The organism is Streptomyces sp. NPDC087844 (genome assembly GCF_044742785.1).
GTDB lineage: Bacteria > Actinomycetota > Actinomycetes > Streptomycetales > Streptomycetaceae > Streptomyces.
The window spans coordinates 1-25,101 of record NZ_JBIUVD010000002.1; the positions used below are offsets into that span (position 1 = coordinate 1).

Genomic DNA, 25,101 nt, shown 5'->3' on the forward strand with positions numbered 1-25,101 from the left:
GTGAGTTGCCTACGTGTCACACCCATCGTCCTACCAGGTCCTACCCACGCACGGGACCAAAACCCGAGATTGATCACGACGTCACACAGGCCCTAGGAGGCTCCCCATGTCCGCCACCACTGCTCCCACCTGGGATCCGGGCCAGTACCTGCGTCACGCGGAGCACCGCGCCCGCCCCTTCGCCGAGCTGCTCGCCCGCGTCACCGCCCTGCCCGGCGACCCGGCCCGGATCGCCGACCTGGGGTGCGGGCCCGGCAACGTCACGGTCCAGCTCGTCGAGCGGTGGCCGGGCGCGTACGTCACCGGGTACGACAACTCTCCAGAGATGCTGACCCGGGCCGAGGAGCACGCGGGGGATGCCGGCGGTGGCGGGCGCCTGGACTTCGCCCACGCGGACCTGACGGAGTGGACGCCGACGGAGACGTACGACCTGGTCGTCTCGAACGCGGCGCTGCAGTGGGTGCCAGGGCATCTGGAGGCGTTCGCGGCGTGGCTCGACGCGGTGGCCACTGGTGGGACCTTCGCTTTTCAGGTGCCCGACAACATTGATGCGCCTCTGCATGCGCTGATGCGTGAACTCGCCGGCTCACCGCGGTGGAAGGGGCGGCTGGCCGGAGTTCTCCGGCGCGCGGACTCGGTGCACGACCCGCTCGTCTACCTGGACCGGCTGGCGCGGCTGGAGTGCGAGGTGGATGTCTGGGAGACGACGTACCTGCAGCTCCTGCAAGGGGAGGACGCCGTTCTCGACTGGTCCAAGGGAACGGGGATGCGGCCGGCTCTCACCGCTCTCGCCGACGACCCGGAAGCCCGGGACGCCTTCACCGCGGAGTACCGGGATCTGCTCCGCACGGCTTACCCACCGACCTCGTACGGCACGGTTCTGCCGTTCCGGCGGTTGTTCGTGGTGGCGCGCAAGGGTGGCTGAGCGGATGCTGACGGCGGTGGATCACGTCCAGCTCGCCGCACCGCCGGGAGCCGAGGCCGCTCTGCGCACGTACTACGTCGACGTCCTGGAGTGACGGAGATCCCGAAGCCGCCGGTGCTCGCCTCACGCGGCGGTTGTTGGTTCCGGTCGGGGGCGGTCCAGCTGCACCTCGGGGTCGAGGCGGACTTCCGCCCCGCGAAGAAGGCGCACCCGGGGCTGCAAGTCACGGCCATCGAGGTGTACGCGGCTCGTCTTGTCGCTTGCGGGGCCTTGGTGACCTGGGACACCGAGCTTCCGGGGTTTCAGCGTTTCTACTCCAAGGACCCTGTGGGCAACCGACTGGAGTTCCTGGAACCGGCTCAGAGAGCGTGCGGTCCAGGTGAGCAGTAACGCGGCCCAGGGTGCCCAGGGCCGCGTTCGGGACACGGGAGCGGGCCCGCGCACGGGTTGCGCGAGCCCGGCTCCGATCAAGGTGCGGTAGTCAGTTCAGGTCCTCTTCCGCCTTGCGTGCCAGGTCCCCGTGGAAGGCGTCATGGGTCTCCCGCATGTCCTTCCAGGCTTCGGAGAAGTGCACGATCTGCTTCGCCTCGGCCAGCGAGCAGGACCGCAGACGCCTCACGGCCTTGATGCTGTCGATGACGCCGAAGCCCTGGGAACGCAGATCCGTAAGGATCTCGTCCAGCGACTTCCCGTCCCGCAGCGAGGCGGCCGACTCCGCCGGCACGTCTTCGGGGTTTCCGTTTGTGGCCATCGGCCATCACAGTCCCCTGGTTCGCGTATCTGCTGGGGTCGAGCGTGAAGTCGACCGGGAGGCCGACACTTTCGCGGCAATGCGGTGCCCGCCACGACGTGGTACGTGTGCTACGCGACCCCTCCCCGCCTGCCTTTCCACAGGTTATCGGCGGTTTCGTGCTCCGCTGGTGTCCGTGGCTGTGCCCTGGCATCCGTCCTTGTTGCCGTCAGCGCTGCCGTCAGAGATATAGGCCGCCGGTCGGCTCACGGCAGGAGTGTCAGCGAGGGGACGTGGGCGGGCTTGACGACGCCGAAGTGCCGCCGGTCGAGGGTGGCCACCCGGTCCACGTCGAAGCGTTCGGCCACCGCGATGACCGAGGCGTCGACCCCGCCGAGCGGGAAGTCTGCGTACTGGAGGACCAGCTCACCCATGCGCGTCAGGTCGGTGGGAGTGAGGTGGACCAGCTCGAATGTTCCCCGTGCGACCTCGGCGAGGAAGGCCGCTTCGACCTTGGGCCAGCGCTCCAGCAGCCAGCAGACCTCGGTCATGACCGGGCTGGGCAGCAGACGGCGGCCGGTCAGCGACGTCAGCAGGGAGGCGCACTCCGGGTGACGCCGGTCGGCCGCGTTGAACGCCGCAGCCAGGGGCCCGGTGTCCAGGACCGTGGCGATCACGCCGAGTCGCCGAAGCGCTCGCGCATACGCTCGCGGATGTAGTCGTCGTGCCGTTCAGCCAGATCCTCTGGGCCGTTCACGCTGCCGATCAGGGCCAGCAGCCCGGCCGGGACCGACTCCTCGTCCTCGTTCGCGACGACTGCCGGCAGCGCCTGGGCAACCTGGGACAGTTCCTCATCCTGGGTGACGAGCAGGCGCAGGCGTCGCACCTGGGTCGGGGTGAGCCGGTCCACCAGGTGGTGCATGTCCTCGTAGTCGTATGCGGCGGTCACGCCAGCAGTCTAGGACGGCCCTGCGGCCTTGGAAGCTGGATCGGTAGAGGTTCACCCCCGATGAGGAGCGCCACGGCAGCGTCCGTGGCGCTCGGTTCCCAGCTGATTCGGTAGTTCAAGGCCGCAGCCCCAGCATGCGCCCGACTTCCTCGTGGGGTACGCCCTCTTCCAGCGACCCCTCCGCCTTGCGGCGCTGGTGATCGGCGACCGCGAGGGCGTCCTCCAGATCCTCGATGACCTGGGGCGAGACGAGCAGTGCCGCCACATGACCGTGGTCGGTGAGGGCGATGATCTCCCGGCCGTGGGCCGCCCGCCGGACCAGGTCGCCGAGCTGGGAACGGGCCGCGCTGATCGCAATCTCAGTCATCCGCCCGCTGATACCACAAGGTTTATCTTGTGCTCAGTTGCTCAGTTGCTCAGTTGGTCAGCTGCTCAGTTGGTCAGCTCTTGCGGCGCCCTATCAGGCGCGGCTTCGCCTCCAGGCCGTCCAGGCCGTGCCACGCCAGGTTCACCAGATGGGCCGCCACCTCCGCCTTCTTCGGGCGGCGGACGTCCAGCCACCACTGGCCGGTGAGGGCGACCATGCCCACCAGGGCCTGCGCGTAGAGGGGGGCCAGTTTGGGGTCGAAGCCCCGGCGTTTGAACTCGCGGCCCAGGATGTCCTCCACCTGCGTGGCGATGTCCGAGATCAGGGACGCGAAGCTGCCTGTCGACTGGGGGATCGGGGAGTCGCGGACCAGGATGCGGAAGCCGTCCGTGTACTCCTCGATGTAGTCGAGGAGGGCGAACGCCGCCTGCTCGCAGAGTTCGCGGGGGTGGCCTGCGGTCAGAGAGCCTGTCACGCCGTCCAGGAGGCGGCGCATCTCGCGGTCCACCACGACCGCGTACAGCCCCTCCTTGCCGCCGAAGTGCTCGTAGACGACCGGCTTGGAGACGCCGGCCTTCGCCGCGATCTCCTCCACCGACGTCGCCTCGAAGCCCTTCTGGGCGAAGAGGGTGCGGCCGATCTCCAGCAACTGGGCCCGCCGCTCCGCCCCGGTCATCCGGGTACGGCGGACGCGCCGCGGCTTTTCATTGCTGGGTGTGCTGGAGTCGGCCACGCCGTCAATCATGCAGCCTCGGCGGTCTCCGCCTTGCGCCGGGCGCCCTTCCCGTCCGGGTTGCGACGGGAATCGATACGCGAGCGTGACGGCCAGCGCACGTCGTACGCCCAGCCGAAGCGCTCGAACCAGCGGATCAGGCGGGCCGACGAGTCCACCTGGCCGCGTTCCACGCCGTGCCGGGCGGAGGTCGGGTCCGCGTGGTGGAGGTTGTGCCAGGACTCGCCGCAGGAGAGGACGGCCAGCCACCAGACGTTCCCCGAGCGGTCACGTGATTTGAAGGGGCGCTTGCCCACCGCGTGGCAGATCGAGTTGATCGACCAGGTCACGTGGTGCAGCAGCGACACCCGGACCAGGGAACCCCAGAAGAAGCCCGTGAACGCGCCCCACCAGGACATCGTCACCAGGCCGCCGATCAGCGCGGGGAGCGCGACGGACAGGCCCGCCCAGAGGAGGAACTGGCGGGAGATCGCGCGGAGCGTCCTGTCCTTGATCAGGTCCGGCGCGTACTTCTCCTGCGGGGTCTGCTCCTCGTCGAACATCCAGGCGATGTGGGCCCACCACAGGCCCTTCATCAGGGCCGGGACCGTCTCACCGAAGCGCCACGGCGAGTGGGGGTCGCCCTCGGCGTCGGAGAACTTGTGGTGCCTGCGGTGGTCGGCCACCCAGCGGACCAGTGGCCCTTCGACGGCCATGGAACCGGCGATGGCGAGTGCGATGCGCAGGGGCCGCTTCGCTTTGAAGGCGCCGTGGGTGAAGTAGCGGTGGAATCCGATCGTGATGCCGTGGCAGCCCAGGAAGTAGAAGAACACCAGCAGGCCGAGATCCAGCCAGCTCACACCCCAGCCCCAGGCCAGCGGAACCGCCGCGAGGACGGCCAGGAACGGGACGGTGATGAAGAGGAGAAGGGTGATCTGCTCGATCGAGCGCTTCTTCTCGCCGCCCAGCGTGGCGGAGGGGACGGGGGAGTCGTCGTGCGCCCTCGGGGCGTCATCGATCACGTCGGAACTTGTGGTCATGGGGGCGTCCCCTGGGGGGTCGAGGAGGGTGGGTGTGGCCGGTAAGCGTTGCGGTGGGTAGCCGGAAACCACGCTTACGGTTCCGTAACCTACGGCGTCGTAAGTATGGCAGCGCGCTGCCCCGGGGCAAGAGCCCGAGAGACTGCGCGTCCGGATGGACACCTATCCTTGGTCTCGGTCGGACAGCGCGGTCCGCTCTGTTTCATTCCCGTATGCCCAGCCGCTGTGGCGGCGCTTGCCGCCACGGGCCGACGGGTTCCCCTCCAGACGAGCTTCAACACTGCAAGGAGCCGCACCTGTGAGCAGTGCCGACGACCAGAACACGACAACCGGCAGTGAACTGCGCGCCGACATCCGCCGCCTCGGGGATCTGCTGGGCGAGACCCTCGTACGTCAGGAGGGGCCCGAGCTTCTGGAGCTGGTCGAGAAGGTTCGCCGTCTCACCCGCGAGGACGGTGAAGCCGCCGCCGAGCTGCTGCGCGGCACCGAACTGGAGACCGCGGCCAAGCTGGTCCGCGCCTTCTCCACCTACTTCCACCTCGCCAACGTCACCGAGCAGGTGCACCGCGGCCGCGAGCTGCGCGCCCGCCGTGCCGCCGAGGGCGGACTCCTCGCCCGTACGGCCGACCGGCTCAAGGACGCCGACCCCGACCACCTGCGCGCGAGCGTCAGGAACCTCAACGTCCGCCCCGTCTTCACCGCGCACCCCACCGAGGCGGCCAGACGCTCGGTCCTCAACAAGCTGCGCCGCATCGCGGCCCTGCTGGAGACCCCGGTCATCGAAGCCGACCGGCGCCGTTACGACACCCGTCTGGCCGAGAACATCGACCTGGTCTGGCAGACGGACGAGCTGCGGGTCGTGCGGCCCGAACCGGCCGACGAGGCCCGCAACGCCATCTACTACCTGGACGAGCTGCACGCCGGTGCCGTCGGAGACGTCCTGGAGGATCTGACGGCGGAACTGGAGCGTGTCGGCGTCGAGCTCCCCGAGGAGACCCGGCCCCTCACCTTCGGTACCTGGATCGGCGGCGACCGCGACGGCAACCCGAACGTGACCCCGCAGGTCACCTGGGACGTCCTCATCCTCCAGCACGAGCACGGCATCAACGACGCGCTGGAACTGATCGACGAGCTGCGCGGCTTCCTCTCCAACTCCATCCGCTACACCGGCGCCACCGAGGAACTGCTCGACTCGCTGCGGGCCGACCTGGAGCTGATGCCGGAGATCAGTCCCCGCTACAAGCGCCTCAACGCCGAAGAGCCCTACCGGCTCAAGGCCACCTGCATCCGGCAGAAGCTGGAGAACACCAAGCTCCGCCTGGCCAAGGGCATCCCGCACGAGGACGGCCGCGACTACCTCGGCACCGCCGAGCTGCTGCATGACCTCACGCTCATCCAGACCTCCCTGCGCGAACACCGCGGCGCCCTGTTCGCCGACGGCCGCATGAACCGTACGATCCGCACGCTCGCCGCCTTCGGCCTCCAGCTCGCCACCATGGACGTACGGGAACACGCCGACGCCCACCACCACGCGCTCGGGCAGCTCTTCGACCGGCTCGGCGAGGAGTCCTGGCGCTACGAGGACATGCCTCGCGAGTACCGGCACAAGCTGCTCGCCAAGGAACTGCGCTCACGTCGGCCGCTCGGACCGACCCCGGCCCCGCTGGACGCCGCCGGCCGCAAGACCCTCGGAGTCTTCGAGACCGTCAAGAAGGCGCTCAGCGTCTTCGGGCCCGAGGTCATCGAGTCGTACATCATCTCGATGTGCCAGGGCGCCGACGACGTGTTCGCCGCCGCCGTGCTCGCCCGCGAGGCAGGACTCCTCGACCTGCACGCAGGCTGGGCGAAGATCGGCATCGTGCCGCTCCTTGAGACGACCGACGAGCTCAAGGCCGCGGACACGATCCTTGAGGACATGCTGTCCGACCCGTCCTACCGGCGGCTCGTGGCCCTGCGCGGTGATGTCCAGGAGGTCATGCTCGGGTACTCCGACTCGTCGAAGTTCGGCGGCATCACGACGAGTCAGTGGGAGATCCACCGGGCGCAGCGGCGGCTTCGCGACGTCGCGCACCGGTACGGCGTACGCCTGAGGCTCTTCCACGGCCGCGGTGGCACCGTCGGCCGCGGCGGCGGCCCCTCGCACGACGCGATCCTCGCCCAGCCGTGGGGCACGCTGGAGGGCGAGATCAAGGTGACCGAGCAGGGCGAGGTCATCTCCGACAAGTACCTCGTGCCGTCGCTGGCCCGGGAGAACCTCGAACTGACCGTCGCGGCCACCCTCCAGGCGTCCGCGCTGCACACCTCCCCGCGCCAGTCCGACGAGGCGCTCGCCCGCTGGGACGCCGCCATGGACGTCGTCTCGGAGGCAGCCGAGGCCGCCTACCGCCGGCTGGTCGAGGACCCGGACCTGCCGACGTACTTCCTCGCCTCCACGCCGGTCGACCAGCTCGCCGACCTGCACCTGGGGTCGCGGCCCTCCCGCCGCCCCGGCTCGGGCGTCTCGCTCGACGGCCTGCGCGCCATCCCGTGGGTCTTCGGCTGGACCCAGTCGCGGCAGATCGTGCCCGGCTGGTTCGGCGTCGGCGCCGGCCTCAAGGCACTGCGCGAGGCCGGTCTCGACAGCGTCCTGGACGAGATGCACGAGCAGTGGCACTTCTTCCGCAACTTCATCTCCAACGTCGAGATGACGCTCGCCAAGACCGATCTCAGGATCGCCCGCCACTACGTCGAGACCCTCGTCCCCGAGGAGCTCCAGCACGTCTTCGCCACCATCGAGGCCGAGCACGAGCTGACCGTCCGCGAGGTGCTGCGCGTCACCGGTGAGGCCGAACTCCTCGACGCCCACCCGGTGCTCAAGCAGACCTTCACCATCCGCGACGCCTACCTGGACCCGATCTCGTACCTCCAGGTGGCCCTCCTCAAGAGGCAGCGCGACGCCGCCGCGGCCGGCTCCGAGCCGGACCCGCTGCTGTCCCGCGCCCTGCTCCTGACGGTCAACGGCGTGGCAGCGGGTCTGCGCAACACCGGCTGACCGGCCCAGCGGCACGAGGAAGGGGTGCCGGGGTGGTCCGTCGAGGACCACCCCGGCACCCCTTTTTCCTTCGTTTTCCTTCGTTTTCCTTCGTTGCGGGGTGTGTCGCGGGGTGTGTGTCAGAGCGCCAGGAACGCGGTCGTCACCAGGGCCAGGCCCGCGCCGCCGAGCACCCAGCCCAGCCGGGTCCTGCCCAGGCCGCCCGCGACCACCACCGAGGCGAGCATCAGCGCGCCGCCCAGCGGAACCCAGGCGTAGAACAGGCCACCGGTGCCCGCGCGGACGACCTCGTCGGTGCCGGGCTTCACCACGACCGTGTACGTGCGGCCCTTCTCCACGGCCACCTCGCTGTCGAGGACCACCCGGTCCCGGGCGGTGGAACCCTCCGACGTGGGCCGGTACCGGCCCGTGCAGTGGTCCTCGGCGCACTGGGTGACCGTCATCGTGCCGCGTTCACGGCCCTTGGTGAGCATCACGTGCTGGGCGGTGCCCCAGGAGGCCCACACGCCCGCGATCAGGAGCAGCACAGCGACCGTACCCATCGCCGCGAGCTGCCCGAACCGCAGCGCCGCGGCCGCTTTGGGGCGGGAGGCGCGGGCATGGGAATGGGCGGGCATGGCGGCGATCCTTGGCCATGGCGTGTCACTAGGTCAACCCGGGCGGAATTCGGATGGAGGGCAAGTCCCATGTTGTACGGACCTTTCGACGGCCGTGCTGACCGTTCCCCAGCTCTACGGCCCCTGAAGATCCCCGAACAAAGCAAAATCCCAGGGTCCGGATCTACCGCATCATGGAGAGCGTCACAAGCTTGCCGATCCAGGAATCGAAGTGCGGACACGCTTGCCGCAAAGCATCCAGACCCAGATGGGCGACGGCTTCGGGTCCGTCCTGGGTCTTGTTGTACTCGGGACAGAGCCGCAGGAGCCGTTTGGAAGGCGCTGTGTCCGGCCTGTCGTTGACACCCTCAGGACCGCCCTTCTCATCAGCCTGCCGTTTGAGCTCGCCTGCCAGCGCATGTTCCTCCAGCATTTCTCCCAACTGCTCGGCTGCTGCGAAGACCCAGGTCTCGGTCTCGTGAAGGACGAGATAGGGAATGAAACGCGCGTCACGGATCCTTTCCGCCATGTGCTTTTCCACATGCTCCACGCGTTGCCGGGGCGGCATGGTCATCGGACGGTCCGCCATACCGGGGCTGCCCTGCGGAAGGCCGTAATAGTCGAGCAGTGTGGTGACCGCGGCCCAGTGCGGTGTGCTCGCCAGGAGATTGCGGAGATCCTTCTCGATCTTCGACCACTTGCTGACGCCACCCCGGCTCGAAGGCCCGCCGGCCGCGGTCTTCGTCAGGAGAATCGTGGGCACCAGGTTGATTCCGTAGGCAAGCAGCTCAGGGCCGAGGAACTCCTTGACCATGTTCTCCTCGGTCTGCCCCTCACACAGCACCCCCACCGTGATCATCCCAGGCGGCCCTGCACCGGATACTCCGGAGCCGGACGTCCCCCCAGTACGTTCTTCTCCCAGAGCTCGCCAAGTGAGTAGTCGTCAAGCCACCCATGGAGCGCTTCGCGGTCCGGCCGCTTCAACACGGTCGCACCGTCCTCCCGCTCCACCACCACCATCTCGTCCAGCGAGAACTGGTTGAGGAGTGTCACGGACTGGGTTGCGACGACCACCTGGCTCCGCACCGCGACAGAGCGCAGCATGTCCGCCAGCTGGACGATCGCGTAAGGATGCAGGCCGAGTTCCGGCTCGTCCAGGGTGAGCAGGGCCGGAGGGTCCGGCTGCAGCAGCAGCACGCACAGACAGATGTACCGCAGAGTGCCGTCGGAGAGCGCCTCCGCGGGGAACACCGCGTCCACGCCCTCCTGGGTCCAGCGAAGCCGGATCTTGCCGCCGGGTTCTTCGGACAGCAGGAAGTCACGGAAGAAGGGGGCGACCGCCTTCACGGCTCGCACGATGCGGCGGTAGGGCTTCGCCCTGCTCTCCCGCAGCCGTAGCAGGAAGGCCGCGAGGTTTCCCGCATCCGGTCTCAGTGCTTCGTTGTCGGCGGTGAAACCCAGCTGCTTCACCGGCGCTTCCCGGCCGGTGTCCTGGAAGTGGAAGACGCGACACCCTGCCAGAATCTCGCGTACGGGTCCCGCCAGCCGCGAGAGCTGTTCCGCTTCCTTCTCCCGCAGGAGGGATTCGCGATGCCCGCGGCCGAAGTGTTCCTCCAGCGGACGGCCTTGGCCCCACTCGTGGAAGTGGCCCTTCTCCTCAGCGAAGACGAAGGTGTCGTTCGCCGCGGGAAGGAGATGAGCTTCGTAACGGTACGGGGACGCACTGACGCGCAGCCGGATCCCCTTCTCGGCCCGGGGCCCCGCGTACTGGAGGGCCTGTGCGCCACCGCGCAGTCCCACTTCCAGCGCCAGATCGCCGTCCGCCATCCGTCCGAGCAGTTCCAGTGCGCCGACGACGTTGCTCTTGCCCGCACCGTTGGCCCCCACCAGCACGGTGACGCCGTCACCGAGCGTCAGTGTGCTGGAGCGGATGGAGGCATACCCTTCGACGGTCACCTCGGAGACTTTGTACGGCGGCATGGCGCCAACCCTAGGCCAGGGGCGTGTCGAGTGGTCTGCGCAGCACCAACAGATGATCTGTTGCGGAGTCGGCCCCGCGTCAGGGCTGACACCTGTCGGGGCTGTCAGATCTGGCCGATACGCTGAAACGGCGGCTGAAATGCAGCCACGGTGCCAAGCCGAGATGTGGGGAAGGGGCGATCGCGTCATGCGAGACGGTTGGTGGACCACAGTCACCGAGTCACAGTTCCAGCACGAGCGCAGTGGGCTGCTGCATCTCAAGGAGCGGCTGCCCGACGGCGAGCCCTTCCGTGCCTGGTCCAACTTCACCTTCACCGCGCACAGCGGGCATGTCCGGGAGGTGGACCTCCTGGTTGCCGCGCCCGCGGGCCTCTTCCTCGTCGAGCTGAAGAACTGGCAGGGCACACTCACCTCCTCCGGCGCGAGCTGGGTGCAGACACTGCCCGACGGCCGGACCCGCGTGCATCGCAACCCTCGACACCTGGCCAATCAGAAGGCCAAGGAACTCAAGGGCCTCCTGAAGGACGCCATGGAGAAGGCAGGGATCCGTCGTCCCGCGCCCTATGTCCAAGAGCTTGTCTTCTTCACCAATCCGGCCCTGCGCATCCGCCTGGCGCAGAACGACCTGGCGGCCGTCGTGGGTAAAGCCGGTCACAGCGGGCTGCCCGACGTGCTCGACGAGCTCCAGCGGCCGGGCCGTGACTTCCAGGGCGGTGTCGACCCTCACTTGTCCCGGCAGTTGGGCAAGCTGCTGAGGAGTGTCGGGATAGGGCGATCCGACGCGGAGTTTCACGTCGGTACATACCGCCTGGACCGTACTCCCTTCGACACCGGCCCCAACTGGGCGGACTACCTCGGCCACCACGACTCGATGCGCAAGACCCGCCGCGTACGCATCTACCTGCGGGAACGTGGTGCGGACCGGCAGTCGCGGGAGTCCATCAGCCACACCGCCGAGCGTGAGGCACTGGCCCTGGAGGGGCTGGGGCACCCGGGTCTGGTCGCCCTGGAGAACTTCGACGAGAACGGCCACAGCGCCGGACCTGCTCTCCTCTACGAGTACGACCCACGCACGCTCCGTCTTGACGACTATCTCCTCCAGTACGGCGACAAACTCGATGCGCAGGCACGTTCAGCCCTACTGAGGCAGCTCGCCGAAACGGTCCATTACGCTCACCGCCACCGTCTCTACCATCGTGCTCTGCATGCCCGCGCCGTGCACGTACTGCCGGGGCCGCGGATGCGCGGCGGCGGTGAGGACGAGCGCTGGCTGCGCCCGGTCCTGCAGATCGCCGAATGGCAGACGGCGGTGCGCCACCCCCAGACCAAGGGGGCCGCCGGCGGCTCGGGCGGCGCTCTGAGCAGCGGGCACGAGATCGTCCCGTCCAACAACCTTGCGGCCTATGTCGCCGAGGCCGCCGACCCGTATCTTGCGCCCGAGGTCACAGCGAAGTCCCCGGATCCGACCGCTCTTGACGTCTTCGGCCTCGGTGTCCTCGGCTACCTGATCTTCACGGGGAAGCCGCCCGCGCACAGCCAGGCAGAGCTGGGCAGCCGCCTCGACCAGGGCGGCGGACTGGTGCCCTCGGCCGTCGCCGACGGGCTGACCAAGGACGTCGACCAGATCATCCAGGACGCCACGGTCTATCTGCCCGAAGCCCGTACACGCACAGCCGCGGAGTTCCTGGAATGGCTCGACGTCGTTGAGCGCGGCCTCCGGCCTCAGCCGGAGCCCGATCCGCAACCCGAGGCGCACATCGAGGAGGGCGATCCGCTGGACGCCGTTCCGGATGACGTCGTCGGCGGTCGCTTCCGCGTCAGACGCAGCCTGGGCCAGGGCTCGACCGCACGCGCACTGCTCGCCGAGGACGTGGAACGTGACAACGCGCAGGTGGTCCTCAAGATCGCCCGTGCGGACAAGTACGCCGCGGCCCTGCGCCGTGAGGCCGACGTGCTGTCGAAACTGCGCAACGATTCCAAGGTCATCCACCTTGCCGTGCCCGAGCCGATCCGCATCGGTCCGCGCACCGTGCTGGTCCTCGATCATGCCGGTGACCGCACGGTCGCGCGTCAGCTCCGCGAGGGTGGCCCGCTTCTCACCGACCAGCTGGAGACGTACGCCAGCTACCTCTTCGCAGCCGTCGACTTCCTCGACGGCGAGGGCATCTGGCACCGCGACCTCAAGCCGGACAACATCGCCATCAGGGTCCGCCCCAATGGCACCCGGCAACTGGTTCTCTTCGACTTCTCCCTGGCCGGACTCGACGTGGACGCGGTCAAAGCCGGCACGGAGGGCTACCTGGACCCCTTCGTCGAGACCATCACGCGCGGCCGCTACGACGCGCAGGCCGAGTGGTACGCGCTGGCCGCCACCCTGCACGAGATGGCCTCCGGCGAGCTGCCGCAGTGGGGCGACGGTTCGGTCCTGGCCAGGCAGACGGACCCCAAGGAATGGCCGTATCCTAGGATCGCCGCCGAGGCCTTCGACTCGGCTCTCCGAGACGGTCTGATCGACTTCTTCCACCAGGCCCTCCACCGCGACCACCGCAAGCGGTTCGCCGACCTGAAGGAGATGCAGCGCGCCTGGCAGCGTGTCTTCGCCCTGGCCGACCAGCCTGTCCAGGCGCGTTCCACCGGACACCCCGAGGACGCGGGTTCCCCGGCCGCCGCCCTCCCCCCGGGCGAGCTGCCTCCACTGAACCCGGCGGCCGAAGAGGCACGCCGTGACGAGGCCGCCGCAAAGGTGACCCGCGAGACGAAACTTCTCGTCTCCGGGCTGTCCATGCGGGCCGTCTCGTTCCTCAACGGCCTCGAACTGACCAAGGTCGGCGACCTCCTCGACTACTCGACGCGCCGTCTGGTCAACCGCCCCGGCCTCGGTGCGCGTACCCGCGACGAGATCAACCGTCGCATCAAGCAGTGGCGTCTCGCTCTGGATGTACGCCAGCCGTCACCACTCTCCGCCACCGAGCGCGGCGACTCCGCGGAGGAGATCGCCGAGGCCAAGGCCGAACAGACCGAGGCGGGCAACGACCGCCCCCTGCGCAGGATCTCCCTGGACGCCCTCGTCTCGCTCCTGGTGCCGAAACCCGCCCCGCGCGGTCGCAACGCTACCGAGGTAGAGGCCGTGCGCCTGCTGCTGAGCCTGCCGGACGAGAGCGGCAACCTGCCGCCCGAGCTGCCGAGCTGGCCGCTGAACAAGTCCGTCGCGCCCCTCACCAGCGAGCAGGTCACCGAAGGGCGCATCGCCCAGATCGTCGGTGCCCAACGCAAACGCTGGGCCAATGACACGGCACTGGTCGCCCTGCGCGACGAGGTCGTCGACATCCTTACAACCATGGGCCGTGTGGCCTCCGCCACCGAACTCGCCGAGGCCCTGGTCGCCCGCCGCGGCACCGTACAGGCGGACCCACTGCTGCGCCGCGCCCTGGGCATGGCTGCGGTCCGTGCCGCGTACGAGGTGGACTGGGCGCAGACGCCACGCCGCATCCGGGGCCGCCGCCACGGTGACACCGGCGACAACCGCATGCTTCTCGCTCTGGAGGTCGACGAGGACACCGACGCCCCGGACACCCCGTCCGCGCCTGCCCTGCTCGACTACGCGGACCGCTTGGGCAAGGCCGCCGATGCCCTGGCCGGGCGTGACACGCTCGCCGGCCCCGGCACCGTCCTCGAACAGATCGTCGCTGCGGATGCCGCCTTCCACGCACGCCAGCCCGAGGCGCGGGTCTCCATGGACGAGACCCGCATGGTGACCCTGGCCGCCGTGGCTGCCGAGGACGCCGCCGCCAACGCCCGGCTGGAGATCTACTCCCGCTCGCTCCAGCCCGTACGAGCGCTGCGGCTGACCCAGGCCGGACTGGTCCTGCCGCTCGCCGGGAAACGCGACAGCGAGCAGGAGGGGCTGACGGTCGAACAGATCCATGATCGGGTCTACGCCCGCTTCCCCGACCTGTCCACCCGCCTCCCCGACGACCACACCTCGCTCGGCAGGCTGCTGCGGCAGGCAGGTTTCGAGCTGCGATGGCACACGAGGACCAAACCACCTCGCGGCCGTTTCATCCCCAAGCGTGACGCGGGCGGCGCAGACCCGACGTCCGCCGTCACCCAGCGCCACGCCAGCCTGACCAGGATCACCCGAGTCGATCACTGGACGGCCGACACCCCCGAGCAACGGGACCGGCTGCGTGCACTGGTCCAGCTCCACGAGTCCGCCGGGCGACCGGGCTTCCGGCTGCTCACCGTCCGCCACGACGACCAGCGCCTCGCCCTGCGGACCCTGACCGAGCCGGGCCGCGAGTGGCAGGCCGAACCGATCGATGTCAGCGCCCTGTTTCTGACTTCTCTCCGCAATCTGGTCGAGGCCCGGCCCCGGCCCACCTGGGAGACGATCCTGGAGGCGGACAACGCGGAGCCCGGTTCGCGGGACGCGCTGAAGTTCGGCGAGTACACGGCGGCTGCGTGGGGAGACGTGGAGAAACAGATCCGGGGAGTGCTGGAAGGCCCCGGCGATACGTCTCCGACAGCCGAGGAGGTGCCGGCGGTTCCGCCCCGCCCGCTACTCCTGCACGACGCCTTCGTCATGGCCCGGTACGGGGGAATGGGCGTCCTCCAGCGCCTCACGGGGGCCGCACGCCGGGGCGGCCCCCATGGGCGTGGACTGTGGCTGCTCAGCCCACGGTCGGACGCGACGGACGCGCCGCGCCTCGACAGCGTCACGGTCCCGTTGGAGGACCGGGAGGAGTGGATCTCCCTCAACCACGCCTGGGTCATCAACGACTCGGGAGAGGGGCGGGCGGCGTGACTCCGATCTTCGGCACGGGGCGGTACATCGCAGGACGTACAGGCCGCTCAGCCGGGACCGAGTGGTGCGCTCCGGCTCCGGGCGTTGGCTGCGGCGACCGACGCGCGCAGCCGTTCCTGCGCGGACGCGGGACGTACCTGGGCCGGGTCCGCGTCCCACTCCCGGCCGCCGCCGAGAGGACGCAACTGGAGGTACGGGCCTTCGCAGCCCATGACCTCGCCGACACGGGCGGTGTGCTCGTCGACGACGATCGTGCGGGGCGCGACGGCGAGGGCGGGGACGAGTCCGGGGGAGAGGGCGTGCGGGGTTCTGCTCGGACCGTCGCCCGGGACGGTGTCGGCCGAGCTGCTGCTGGGGATGTTGGTCGGGATGTCGGGGGGGCTGGTCACTTCTCCTCCGCGGCCGTGTCTGCGTCTGCGTCTGCGTTCCGCAGTACGTCGATCAGGAGGCGGGCCGTTTCCATGTTCACCCGGCCCAGGACGATGAGCTGGCGTGGAGGGCCGGCCGCCGTGCAGGAGGCCAGGTCGGCGCTTAGCGACGGAAGGGTGATCCCGTGGCGGAACAGTGCTTCGGCCAGCTCGTCGGTGCGGGCAAGTGCGGCGGCGAGGGGATGGTCGGCGAACGGGTCGGCGGGAGAGGGGCGTTCCGTGGAGGAGATGATGTGACGAGAGTGACGATTCATGTCCACAGCGTGACGATGGAGCGCTACGCTCGGTAGGGGGAGCGCGCCAACAACGGGGTTGCGGGCGGTACTTGCTCCGGACCGAACTGGCCTGTTCAGAGGCCGGAGTTTCAGAGAGCGCTGCCCATGGGCAGCGCGAGGGGACGTGACTGCCGGTGACCGCACAGGATCGCAGGAACCAGATCGGGGCCGAGGGCTCGGGCCCCGACCCTTACACATCGCCGAGGACCTTCTATGGTTCCGAGCTCCGCCGGGAGCGGGAGGAGGCGGGTTACTCCCAGGACCAGCTGGGGGAGAAGGTCTTCTGTTCCGGGACGTACATCGGCCAGTTCGAGTCCGCGACGCGCCGCCCGCAGCCGGACCTGTCCCGCCTCTTCGACCAGGTCTTCGGGACGAGCCGGCACTTCGAGCGGCTGTGCAGCCTGGCCCGGAAGTCCAAGCATGCGGACTACTTCGCGGATGCGGCGGAGCTGGAGAAGCTGGCGAAGACGATCAGCGAGTACGCGCCGATGCTGGTACCGGGGTTGTTGCAGACGGAGGGGTATGCGCGGGCGATCACCCGAGTGACCCTGCCTTATGCGGAGCCGCACGAGGTCGAGCAATACGTGCAACTTCGGCTGGAGCGGCAGAGGGTACTAGAAGGTCCAACGAGTCCGCTGTTGTGGGCGGTTCTCCACGAGACAACTCTGCGGGTGCCGATGGGCGGGGCTGCTGTCATGTCGGAGCAGCTGAAGCATCTGTTTCAAGCGGGCAAGACCCAGCGTGTGGTGTTGCAGGTGCTGCCCTTCGCTGCCTCGGCTGAGGCGTTCATTAATGGGATGACATCTCTCTTCGCCTTCTACGATGCTCCGCCCGCTGTCTACGCGGAGGGTGCGGGCAGTGGGCAACTCATTGAAGACCCGGCGCTGGTTGAGCAGTATCAAAGGTCATACGATCGGGTTAGGGCAACCGCGCTGTCGCCAGCGGCATCCCTCGACCTGATCGCATCGGCGGCGGAGGACTACTCACTAGCATGAGCAACTCAAAGGACCTGAACGTGGCAGCCTGGCGAAAGTCGTCTTACAGCGATGGTCAGGGAGGTAGTTGCGTGGAGGTAGCCGACGGCTTCCCCTGCGTCGTGCCTGTGCGCGACAGCAAGGTTCCAGAAGGCCCTGCCATCCTTGTCCACAACACCGACTGGTCGACCTTCGTCACCGCAGTCAAGGATGGATCGATCACCCGTTACTGACCCGTGTCGGTCACGATCCGTTCCAGCCCCGTCACTCTCCTGGGAGGCGGGGCTTTTGCATGGTCCAATAGGTGCCTGTGCGTCGCCAGGCGCCTTCCGTGACCAGACAACTCAACTGTTGGTGGGCTCAGTGATTGACAGTGCGCGGCTACTCAAGGACCTGCAGAAGCAGGTGGCCGAGGTAGAGAAGGACCTCGGGGAGCAGCTCGAGAGGCTCCCCGAGGCGGAGGAGCGCCTACAGACGGAGTACAGGAACGCCTTCAAGGTGGGCCGGACGTCGGCTGCTGCTCCTCAGTGGATCGGCGAGCGCGTGACTCAGGCCGCCGTGGCCTGGGTGCTTGGCACAGTCTTCGTCCGCTTCTGTGAGGACAACCTTCTCCTGCGGGATCCGTACATTTCAGGGTCCGCCGCTGCTCGGCAGACACACGCGCAGGAACGTCACGACGAGTTCATGGTTAAGGACGCGTCACATACGCATCGCCATTGGCTCTGGCGAGCGTTCGACGAGATCGGTTCGTCTCCGGCGGGTCGGCTGCTCTTCGACAAGCACAACCCCCTATATCAGATCCCGCTCTCCAATGAGGGGGCCAAAGGGCTGATCGATTTCTGGCGGCGTCACGAAGAGTCTGAAGGTGAAGGGACGCGCGTTGTCCACAACTTCAGTGACGTGGATTGGAGCACCAGATTCTTGGGAGACTTGTACCAGGACCTATCTCAGGAGGCGAAGGAAAAGTACGCGCTCCTGCAGACACCTGAGTTTGTCGAGAAGTTCATTCTTCATCGCACGCTAAATAAAGCACTCGACCGGTTCGGATACGACGTCGTCAAGATGATTGACCCGACGTGTGGGTCAGGCCACTTTTTGTTGGGCGCATTTCAGCGCATTCTGGAAGTGTGGGAGGATAAGGCGCCGGGTGATGACGTGCACATGCGGGTCGAAGGTGCGCTCAACGCGGTGCATGGCGTCGATATTAATCCGTTCGCTGTAGCGATTGCTCGTTTCCGTCTCATGATTGCGGCATTGAAGGCGGCGGGTGTATCGACCTTTAGGGAGGCGGGGAATTATAGTTGGCCTCTTCATGTCGCCGCCGGAGATGCTCTACTGAAGGGGCAGCAGGGGAAGATTTTCGAACTCGCTGACGTAGGTGAAACTGGCGCGAGAGATGATTTCGAGTTTTTGTTTGACACCGAGGACGTGACTGAGCATCTGGATATTCTCAAGCCTGGACGTTATCACGTTGTCGTGGGGAATCCTCCATACATTGCAGTAAAAGACCCCGGCCTAAGGGATGCGTATCGAAAGCTTTACAGGAATGTATGCCACGGGAAGTACGTGTTGTCCGTTCCCTTCATGCAGCGGTTTTTTGAACTCGCGATCCGAGATGAATCTGGAAAGGTTGACTCTGGGTATGTTGGCCAGATTACATCAAACTCCTTCATGAAACGTGAGTTCGGTGAAAAGCTGGTAGGGGGGTATCTGAAGAGCTCAGTGGATCTGACGGAGGTTATTGACTCGTCTGGAGCTTATATTCCTGGGCATGGGACGCCAACGGTTATAGTGATTGGAAGGAACCGGTTGGCTGCGCTAGGTGCCAAGACAGTCCGTGCCGTGCGTGGTGTTCAGGGTGAACCTGAAATGCCGAAGTATCCGGCCCGTGGGCGTGTTTGGCAGGATATCGTGCAGCGAATCGATGCGCCCGGTAAAAGTGCAGGTTCGTGGGTTTCTGCCGACAATCTTGACCGGACAGATTATTTTGGAAGGCATCCGTGGGTTCTCGCAGATGGTGCCGTGGAAACGCTCACTGAGATTGAGCGGATCAGAGTTGGCACGATCGATGATTCAGCGGTCTCTGTCGGAATTACAAGCTTTACCCTCGAAGACGATCTCTATGTACTCCCGAAGGGTAGTGCCGAGCGGCACGGCATGCAGGCGCATGATGTGCGTGAGCTCGTATTGGGTGACGGCGTACGGGACTGGGTTAAGGGAGGTGATGATGTGGTGGCATTCCCCTATCGAGAAGACCTCAAGCCTGTCGAGGAGCTCAACCGTTCTTTGATGACTTACATGTGGCCTGCTAGGACTAACCTCTCGCATAACATTTTGTTCGGGCGGAAGACCAAGGTTGAGGGCGGATTGAAGTGGTACGAATTCGGTAGACTGACCACGCGAAAGTTGAGGACGCCACTCACTATTGTCTTCGCTGAAGTGGCTAGCCATAATAACTTTGTTCTTGATCGCGGCGGTAAGGTGTTTAAGCAGACTGCGCCTGTGATCAAACTGACGGAACTTGCCACTGAAGAAGATCACATCAAACTTCTGGGGGTACTCAATTCCTCTTCTGCCTGTTTCTGGTTGAAGCAGGTCTGCCACAAGAAGGGAGGAAATGTAGGCGCCGGAGGCGGGAAGTCGGATCAGCCTTGGTCTTGGAGTTACCAATTTAACGCTACCAATGTTCAAGAATTTCCCCTCCCCTCCACCTACCCCCTCGCCCGAGCCACCGAACTGGACACCCTCGCCCAACAACTGACCGCCACCAGTCCCACCGCCCTAACGGCTGACCCGGAAAAGCCCCCCACGGCCGGTGTCCTTTCTGGAGCCGAAACGGAATGGCACCGCATCCGCGCCCGGATGATCGCTGTCCAGGAGGAGCTGGACTGGGAGGTCTACGGGATCTACGGGCTGCATGACGACCTCACCGCACCCGAGGATTCCCTCCCCCCCAATGGTCTGGCTCTGGGCCAGCGGGCCTTCGAGATCGATCTCGGCGCCCGGGTGGAGAAGGGCGAGGCCAAGACCGAGTGGTTCCGTCGCCATAAATCCAAAATGATCAGCGAAATCCCGTCCGAGTGGCCCGAGGCATACAAGGACACCGTCCGCCGCCGCCTCGACGCCATGCGGAACTCCGCTGTGATCGGGCTCATCGAGCGGCCGGAGAACAAGCGGCGCTGGCTCACCGACGGGTGGGACAAGCAGCAGGAGGCCGCGCTCAGGGAGTGGCTGCTCACGCGTATGGAGCGGCGTGAGCTCTGGTTCGAGACCGACTCCCGCGGGGTCGAGCGGCCCCGGACCCGGTCCGTCCACGAGCTTGTCGACGACCTTGCCGCCGACTCCGACTTCATGGACGTCGCCGCGCTGTGCGCACCCGGTAAGGACCTGACCGAGATCGTCCCGGAGCTGGTGGATGACCAGCACGTGCCGTTCCTCGCGGCGCTGCGCTACCAGGAGCCCGTGCTGGAGAAAAAGCGGTACGTGTGGGAAGAGGTCTGGCGCAAGCAGCGTGCCGAGGACAAGGCGATGGAGGACAAGGACTTCGAGAAGGCCTTGAAGATCCGCAAGGAAACGCCCGTACCGCCGAAGTACACGACCAAGGACTTTCGCAAGGACTCCTACGCGGCCCAGCGCGGGGGGCTCGACGTGCCCAAGGAGCGGTTCATCTCCTACAGCCGCACCCTCAACCCGGCGATCGAGGTCCTCGGCTGGGGCGGCTGGGACCACGAGGAGCAGGCGGTCGCGCTGACCGAGACGATCGTGGCCCGCGAGGAGTCCGGAAACTGGGAGCGGGAGGACTTCATCCCGTACCTGGCCGGCCTCCAGGAGCTGCTGTTCTGGGTCGAGCAGTGGCACCCGGACGAGGCCGGTGTCTACCAGGAGGCGCTGGCGGGCTGGCAGCACGAGGACATCTTCGCCGTGACCTCGGAGGACCTGCGAGCCTGGCGCCCGGCTAAGAAGACGGCGAAGCGAGCGGTCAGGAAAACCCCCGGGACGAAGACAGCGAAGGCGAAGGCAACGGCGGAGGCCGAACCGGCGGAGACGGGCGCCGATGCGCCCGACACTCTGCCCGAGGGCTTCGGCGAGTCCGAGCAGCCGTAACTATTCGGCTACTCTCCGCCCCACCGGGCCCGCCCGCCCCAGCAAACCCCGTCGAACCGTGCCGTGCGCGCGTTACGCTGGGGCGTTCGGGTGACGCGGGCCGGGCAGGTCCGGTGGTCCGGGGTGCTTGTGACGGGGTGTTTTCGACGGCACGGGGGCCGGCTTCGGCGGCGTACACCCGACAGCAGGAAGAGCGGATCCCGGCGCATAGGTATGTACGGGGACTTATCCGGCTTGCATCCGGACGCGGCGGTGACGAGCACGACAACGGGACACACGAGGAGATACGCGATGACACAGCCCACCCAGCAGGCGCTGCTGCGTGAGGTCATCGACATCCCGAAGACGATCACTCACGAGAGTTTCGTCCTGAAGCTCACGGAGGCGCTCGGCAGCGATGCCGAACTGGGCAAGGCCCTCGACGCGTACGTGTTGACGGACAAGCTGGCGGAGCGGTTCGGTGACGCGCTCACGCTCATTCAGTCCGCGATGAGCAGTGGCAGCTCCAAGGCAGCCTTCCTGCACGGTTCGTTCGGTTCCGGTAAGTCACACTTCATGGCGGTACTGGCCGCATTGCTCGGAATTCAGGAGCAAGCCGCGCTCAGGGTACGCAATCACGACGGATTCGCCGGGGCGATGCGTGAGCACGGATGGGTCCAGGACACGAATTTCCTGCTGCTTCCCTTCCACATGCTCGACGGCAAGTCGCTGGAGCAGAAGGTGTTCGGCGGGTACGTGGAGCACGTACGCCGACTGCATCCGGATGCGCCGATCCCGCAGGTCTACCGGACCGACGCGCTGTTCACGAACATTCGCGGGCACCGTGCGCAGATGGGTGACGAGGCGTTCATCGACGGGCTGCCGGGGGAGAACGCCCAGGACAAGTGGGGCGACTCGGTGTTCTGGACCAGCGAGAAGCTGGACACCGCCCTCGAAGCCGAACAGGTCGACGAGGACCGGCTCAACGACGAGGACCCCAACTGGATCCGTGAGCCCGTCACCCCGGGAGGACTGCGCGCCAAGCTGGTGTCCGACGCGCTCACCACCTGGTTCAAAGGGCTGTTCCAGGACGCCGCCGAGGATCGGCAGGCCTTCGTCTCCCTCGACCGGGGGCTCGGCATCATCGCCGCGCACGCCAAGGCGCTCGGCTACGACGCGCTCGTGCTCTTCCTCGACGAGTTGATCCTGTGGCTCGCCAACCACATCCGGGACGAGAAGTTCGTCTCGGAACAGGCCGCGAAGATCACCAACTTCGTGGAGGGCAGTGACGCCACCCGGGCCATTCCCGTCATCTCCTTCATCGCTCGCCAGCGCGACCTGCGGGACCTCGTCGGGGACGAGGCCGTACTCGGGTCCGCCGAGGTGTCCATCCAGGACACGCTGTCCCTCGCCGACGACCGGTTCCGGACGATCCCGCTGCCCGACAGCGATCTCCCGGTGATCGCCCACGAGCGGCTGCTGAAGGCGCGGACGGATGTGCCGGACGCCCAGGCCCGGATCGACCAGGCCTTCTCCAACATCAAGCGCGTCAAGCCCGACGTGTGGGACGCGTTGCTCGGTTCCAGCACGGATGTCACTGCCGCCGACGAGCAGGCGTTCCGCCTGGCGTTCCCGTTTTCGCCGGCTTTCATGGACACACTGGTGCGTGTCGCGGAAGCGCTCTCCCGCTCCCGCACCGGTCTGAAGCTCATGGGGCAGATGCTGCACGACCAGCGGGAGACCCTGCCGCTGGGCCAGCTGATCCCGCTCGGCGACCTGTACGAGGTCCTGCACCGGGGTGGCAGCGCCCCCTTTACCCAGACCCTCAAAGAGCAGTTTCTGTCGGCGCAGGACCTCTACAAGAAGAAGTTCCAGCCGTACCTGTTCAGCCAGTACGAGATCAGCGAGGACGACGTCGAGGCGTATCACCGCGATCCGGACGCGCTCGACCCGGCTGTCCGGGAGAGGGTCGAGTCGTACATCACGGACAACCGGCTCATCGGGACCCTTCTGCTGTCCGCCCTCGTGCCTTCCGTGCCCGCCTTCCAGAATCTCACCGTCAAGCGGCTCACCGCGCTCAACCACGGCGTGGTCACCTCCCGGGTCCGCGGTTTCGAGGCCAAGGAAGTCGCCAAGAAGGCCAAGGAGTGGGCCTCCGTCTTTCCCGAGATCGAGTACGTCGACGGGCCGGACGCCGGAATCTCACTGAAACTCGTCGGCGTCGACTACGAATCGGTCATCACCCGCGCCCACAACAACAACAACCCGCACAACCGCCGAGGTCTCCTCAAGCGGCTGCTGTGGGAGGAACTCGCGGTGAGCGAGGGCCAGTTCGACGATCAGCTCAACCTCGTGTGGCGTGGCTCCAAGCGCTCGGTGGAAGTCCTGTTCGGCAACCTCGCCGACGCCAACTCCCTCATCGACGACAAGGTGAAGCCCCGTCAGCCGGGCAGCTGGCGCATCATCGTCGACGTACCTTTCGATGACGTCTACGGAGAAGCCGAGGACCGCGACCGCATCATGCGGTTCAGGGAGCGGCCGGACCGCGAGGACGTACGCACCATCGGATGGATTCCCGCGCACTTCACCCACGACATGTACCTGAAGTTCCAGCGACTCGTCACCATCGACTACGTCCTCAACGGGCAGCGCTTCGAGTCGTACGCCGGGCACCTCAGCCCCAACGACCGCGAGCGGGCCAAGGACGCCTTGCGCAACCACCGCCGCTCGCTGACCGAGCGGGTGCGCACCGCGCTCAAGCAGGCCTACGGGCTCGCTCCCAAGGACTCGGCGCTCGTCGGTGCGTATGACGAGCACGTCCTGGCTGTGCCCGACATGCCTCAAATCACCCTTGAGTACAACAAGCCGCTGTACGACGCCGTACGCCGTATCGCCTCCCAGGCTCTCGCCCACCAGTTCCCGGCACACCCCGACTTCGACCCGCAGAACGACGGACTGTCGGTGAAGGCCGCGGACGTGAAGACCGTGTTCGGGTATCTGCGCGTCGCCTCCGACGAGGGCACCGAGGTCGTCGAGGTCAAGCCGAAGGACCGCCCCCTGATGGCGCGCGTCGCCGGCCAGCGTGGGCTCAAGCTCGGCACCATGCACGAAGCCCGTTTCCAACTGGGCCGCCACTGGGAGGAGCACTTCGGGCAGAAGGCCGGGACGGCGTACGACGACCAGGACATCCCCGTAAAGCTGCTCCTCGACTGGATCGACGAGCCGCTGCCGTACGGACTCGACCCGCTCCTCGCGAACCTCGTGCTGTGCGCGTACGCCGAGCGCACCGACCGGGTGTGGACCCAGCACGGCGGACCCGTCGAAATCGCGGACCCGACCGCACTGAGGCCCGCGTACAGCCTCCGTGCTCAGGAACGGCCGACCCAGGAGGCGTGGGAAGCAGCCCTGGACAGCGCGGCGCGTATCTTCGGCGAATCGCCGATGTCGAGGATGCGCCGGGCCCGCATCATCGCCGAGTTCAGCAACAAGCTCAGGGAGACGGCTGCGGGCTACCGCATCGCAGCCGGACAGCTGGTCGACATACTGCAGGACCGGGCCGACGAGCTCGGCCTCGACACGGAGACGGACGACGGGCGGCTCGGCACCGCGCGCCGGGCGATGACCCTCGTCGAGGAACTTGCCGGCGCCGACCGGCACGACCCGCTCGCCGTCGTGAACCTGCTGGCCGACCCGGAGATCGGTGACCGTGCCGCGCAGGAACGCCTGGGCAAGTCCCTCACCAGCGCCAAGAAAATCAAGGACGCACTGATCTCGGCACCGTGGAACAGCGTCTTCACCATGGCACGCGATGTGCGGGAGCCGTACGGCACCGACGCCCGCGCCGTACTCGACTCGCTGCACGGCACGGCACAGGCCGACGAGCTTGCCGCACGCCTCGAACCCGCGCTGACGAAGGCGGAGACCGAACTCACCAGGATCCTGCGCCGGGCCAATGCAGCTCAGCCGCCGACCACGACCACCCCGCAGCCGTCGGCGCCCGCGCCCGTACCCGCGCCGGCCCGCTTCCCCCTGGACGACGGCAGCGGGCAGGCCGATGCGAGCGCACGCGTCCCGGCCGTCGGCGGGCAGTACGAAGTCAGTGCCGCCGAAGCCGCCGACCGGTTGCGCGTCGAGCTCGACTCGCTCGACGCAACCGACCCGCACACCCGTATCCACGTGACGTGGCAGGTAGTTGACCAGCCGTGAG

The 25,101-nt window shown here is 67.1% G+C and carries 18 protein-coding genes and 1 pseudogene; 8 read left to right on the forward strand and 11 right to left on the reverse strand.

The features are described from left to right. Nucleotides 1-106 precede the first annotated feature (106 nt). Both ACIOKD_RS03720 and ACIOKD_RS03725 read left to right on the forward strand, forming a co-directional pair. Nucleotides 107-925, forward strand: a complete 819-nt coding sequence (locus ACIOKD_RS03720; RefSeq protein ID WP_402077726.1) for a trans-aconitate 2-methyltransferase — start codon at nucleotides 107-109, stop codon at nucleotides 923-925. Nucleotides 926-929: 4 nt separating this feature from the next. After that, nucleotides 930-1,315 (forward strand): annotated as a pseudogene (locus ACIOKD_RS03725) (glyoxalase). Between the two features lie 91 nt (nucleotides 1,316-1,406). Here ACIOKD_RS03725 and ACIOKD_RS03730 read toward each other — a convergent pair. From ACIOKD_RS03730 to ACIOKD_RS03755, 6 genes are all read right to left on the reverse strand, one after another. Next, a complete protein-coding gene (locus ACIOKD_RS03730) occupies nucleotides 1,407-1,676 on the reverse strand; it encodes a hypothetical protein (protein WP_402077729.1) in 270 nt (89 codons plus the stop codon). Nucleotides 1,677-1,921: 245 nt separating this feature from the next. Beyond that, on the reverse strand, nucleotides 1,922-2,332 hold the full coding sequence (locus ACIOKD_RS03735; protein ID WP_402077732.1) for a type II toxin-antitoxin system VapC family toxin: 411 nt from the start codon (nucleotides 2,330-2,332) through the stop codon (nucleotides 1,922-1,924). After that, nucleotides 2,329-2,604: a hypothetical protein gene (locus ACIOKD_RS03740; RefSeq protein ID WP_402077735.1), complete on the reverse strand. Its 276-nt coding sequence runs from the start codon at nucleotides 2,602-2,604 to the stop codon at nucleotides 2,329-2,331. The genes ACIOKD_RS03735 and ACIOKD_RS03740 overlap by 4 nt, the downstream gene beginning before the upstream one ends. Nucleotides 2,605-2,719: 115 nt before the next feature. Next, nucleotides 2,720-2,971, reverse strand: coding sequence for a type II toxin-antitoxin system Phd/YefM family antitoxin (locus ACIOKD_RS03745; RefSeq protein ID WP_402077737.1), 252 nt, complete (start codon nucleotides 2,969-2,971; stop codon nucleotides 2,720-2,722). A 73-nt stretch (nucleotides 2,972-3,044) separates the two neighbouring features. After that, nucleotides 3,045-3,716, reverse strand: a complete 672-nt coding sequence (locus ACIOKD_RS03750) for a TetR family transcriptional regulator (RefSeq protein WP_402077739.1) — start codon at nucleotides 3,714-3,716, stop codon at nucleotides 3,045-3,047. Next, on the reverse strand, nucleotides 3,713-4,723 hold the full coding sequence (locus ACIOKD_RS03755) for an acyl-CoA desaturase (protein WP_402077742.1): 1,011 nt from the start codon (nucleotides 4,721-4,723) through the stop codon (nucleotides 3,713-3,715). The genes ACIOKD_RS03750 and ACIOKD_RS03755 overlap by 4 nt, the downstream gene beginning before the upstream one ends. A 298-nt stretch (nucleotides 4,724-5,021) precedes the next feature. Between ACIOKD_RS03755 and ppc the strand changes: the two genes are divergently transcribed. Continuing rightward, nucleotides 5,022-7,754: a phosphoenolpyruvate carboxylase gene (gene ppc / locus ACIOKD_RS03760; RefSeq protein ID WP_402077745.1), complete on the forward strand. Its 2,733-nt coding sequence runs from the start codon at nucleotides 5,022-5,024 to the stop codon at nucleotides 7,752-7,754. Nucleotides 7,755-7,873: 119 nt separating this feature from the next. Here the strand turns inward: ppc and ACIOKD_RS03765 are convergent, their stop codons facing one another. The 3 genes from ACIOKD_RS03765 to ACIOKD_RS03775 form a co-directional block, all read right to left on the reverse strand. Beyond that, entirely contained in the window at nucleotides 7,874-8,371 is a 498-nt protein-coding gene (locus tag ACIOKD_RS03765) for a hypothetical protein (protein WP_402077748.1), read from the reverse strand. Between the two features lie 163 nt (nucleotides 8,372-8,534). After that, complete coding sequence (locus ACIOKD_RS03770) at nucleotides 8,535-9,209, reverse strand: DUF4276 family protein (protein WP_402077751.1); 675 nt, start codon at nucleotides 9,207-9,209, stop codon at nucleotides 8,535-8,537. Beyond that, entirely contained in the window at nucleotides 9,206-10,330 is a 1,125-nt protein-coding gene (locus tag ACIOKD_RS03775; protein ID WP_402077753.1) for an AAA family ATPase, read from the reverse strand. The genes ACIOKD_RS03770 and ACIOKD_RS03775 overlap by 4 nt, the downstream gene beginning before the upstream one ends. 187 nt (nucleotides 10,331-10,517) lie before the next feature. On the opposite strand from ACIOKD_RS03775, the gene pglW reads away from it, so the two are divergent. Further along, nucleotides 10,518-15,134 carry a BREX system serine/threonine kinase PglW gene (gene pglW / locus ACIOKD_RS03780; RefSeq protein ID WP_402077755.1) on the forward strand — a complete coding sequence of 1,539 codons (4,617 nt, stop codon included), beginning with the start codon at nucleotides 10,518-10,520 and terminating at the stop codon, nucleotides 15,132-15,134. 47 nt (nucleotides 15,135-15,181) lie between these two features. Here pglW and ACIOKD_RS03785 read toward each other — a convergent pair whose 3' ends face one another. Both ACIOKD_RS03785 and ACIOKD_RS03790 read right to left on the reverse strand, forming a co-directional pair. Further along, complete coding sequence (locus ACIOKD_RS03785; protein WP_402079266.1) at nucleotides 15,182-15,523, reverse strand: hypothetical protein; 342 nt, start codon at nucleotides 15,521-15,523, stop codon at nucleotides 15,182-15,184. After that, on the reverse strand, nucleotides 15,520-15,816 hold the full coding sequence (locus ACIOKD_RS03790) for a hypothetical protein (protein ID WP_402077757.1): 297 nt from the start codon (nucleotides 15,814-15,816) through the stop codon (nucleotides 15,520-15,522). Before ACIOKD_RS03790 ends, ACIOKD_RS03785 begins: the two co-directional genes overlap by 4 nt. 155 nt (nucleotides 15,817-15,971) lie before the next feature. Between ACIOKD_RS03790 and ACIOKD_RS03795 the strand changes: the two genes are divergently transcribed. The 4 genes from ACIOKD_RS03795 to ACIOKD_RS03810 all read left to right on the forward strand — a co-directional run bounded on the left by ACIOKD_RS03795 (nucleotide 15,972) and on the right by ACIOKD_RS03810 (nucleotide 25,100). Continuing rightward, a complete protein-coding gene (locus ACIOKD_RS03795) occupies nucleotides 15,972-16,832 on the forward strand; it encodes a Scr1 family TA system antitoxin-like transcriptional regulator (protein WP_402077760.1) in 861 nt (286 codons plus the stop codon). After that, a complete protein-coding gene (locus ACIOKD_RS03800; RefSeq protein WP_402077762.1) occupies nucleotides 16,829-17,044 on the forward strand; it encodes a DUF397 domain-containing protein in 216 nt (71 codons plus the stop codon). Before ACIOKD_RS03795 ends, ACIOKD_RS03800 begins: the two co-directional genes overlap by 4 nt. Nucleotides 17,045-17,174: 130 nt before the next feature. Then, nucleotides 17,175-20,915, forward strand: coding sequence for a BREX-2 system adenine-specific DNA-methyltransferase PglX (gene pglX / locus ACIOKD_RS03805; protein WP_402077764.1), 3,741 nt, complete (start codon nucleotides 17,175-17,177; stop codon nucleotides 20,913-20,915). 291 nt (nucleotides 20,916-21,206) lie between these two features. Continuing rightward, the gene (locus tag ACIOKD_RS03810) at nucleotides 21,207-25,100 is read left to right on the forward strand and encodes a DUF6079 family protein (RefSeq protein WP_402077767.1); all 3,894 of its coding nucleotides are present in this window, start codon (nucleotides 21,207-21,209) and stop codon (nucleotides 25,098-25,100) included. Nucleotide 25,101 lies beyond the last annotated feature (1 nt).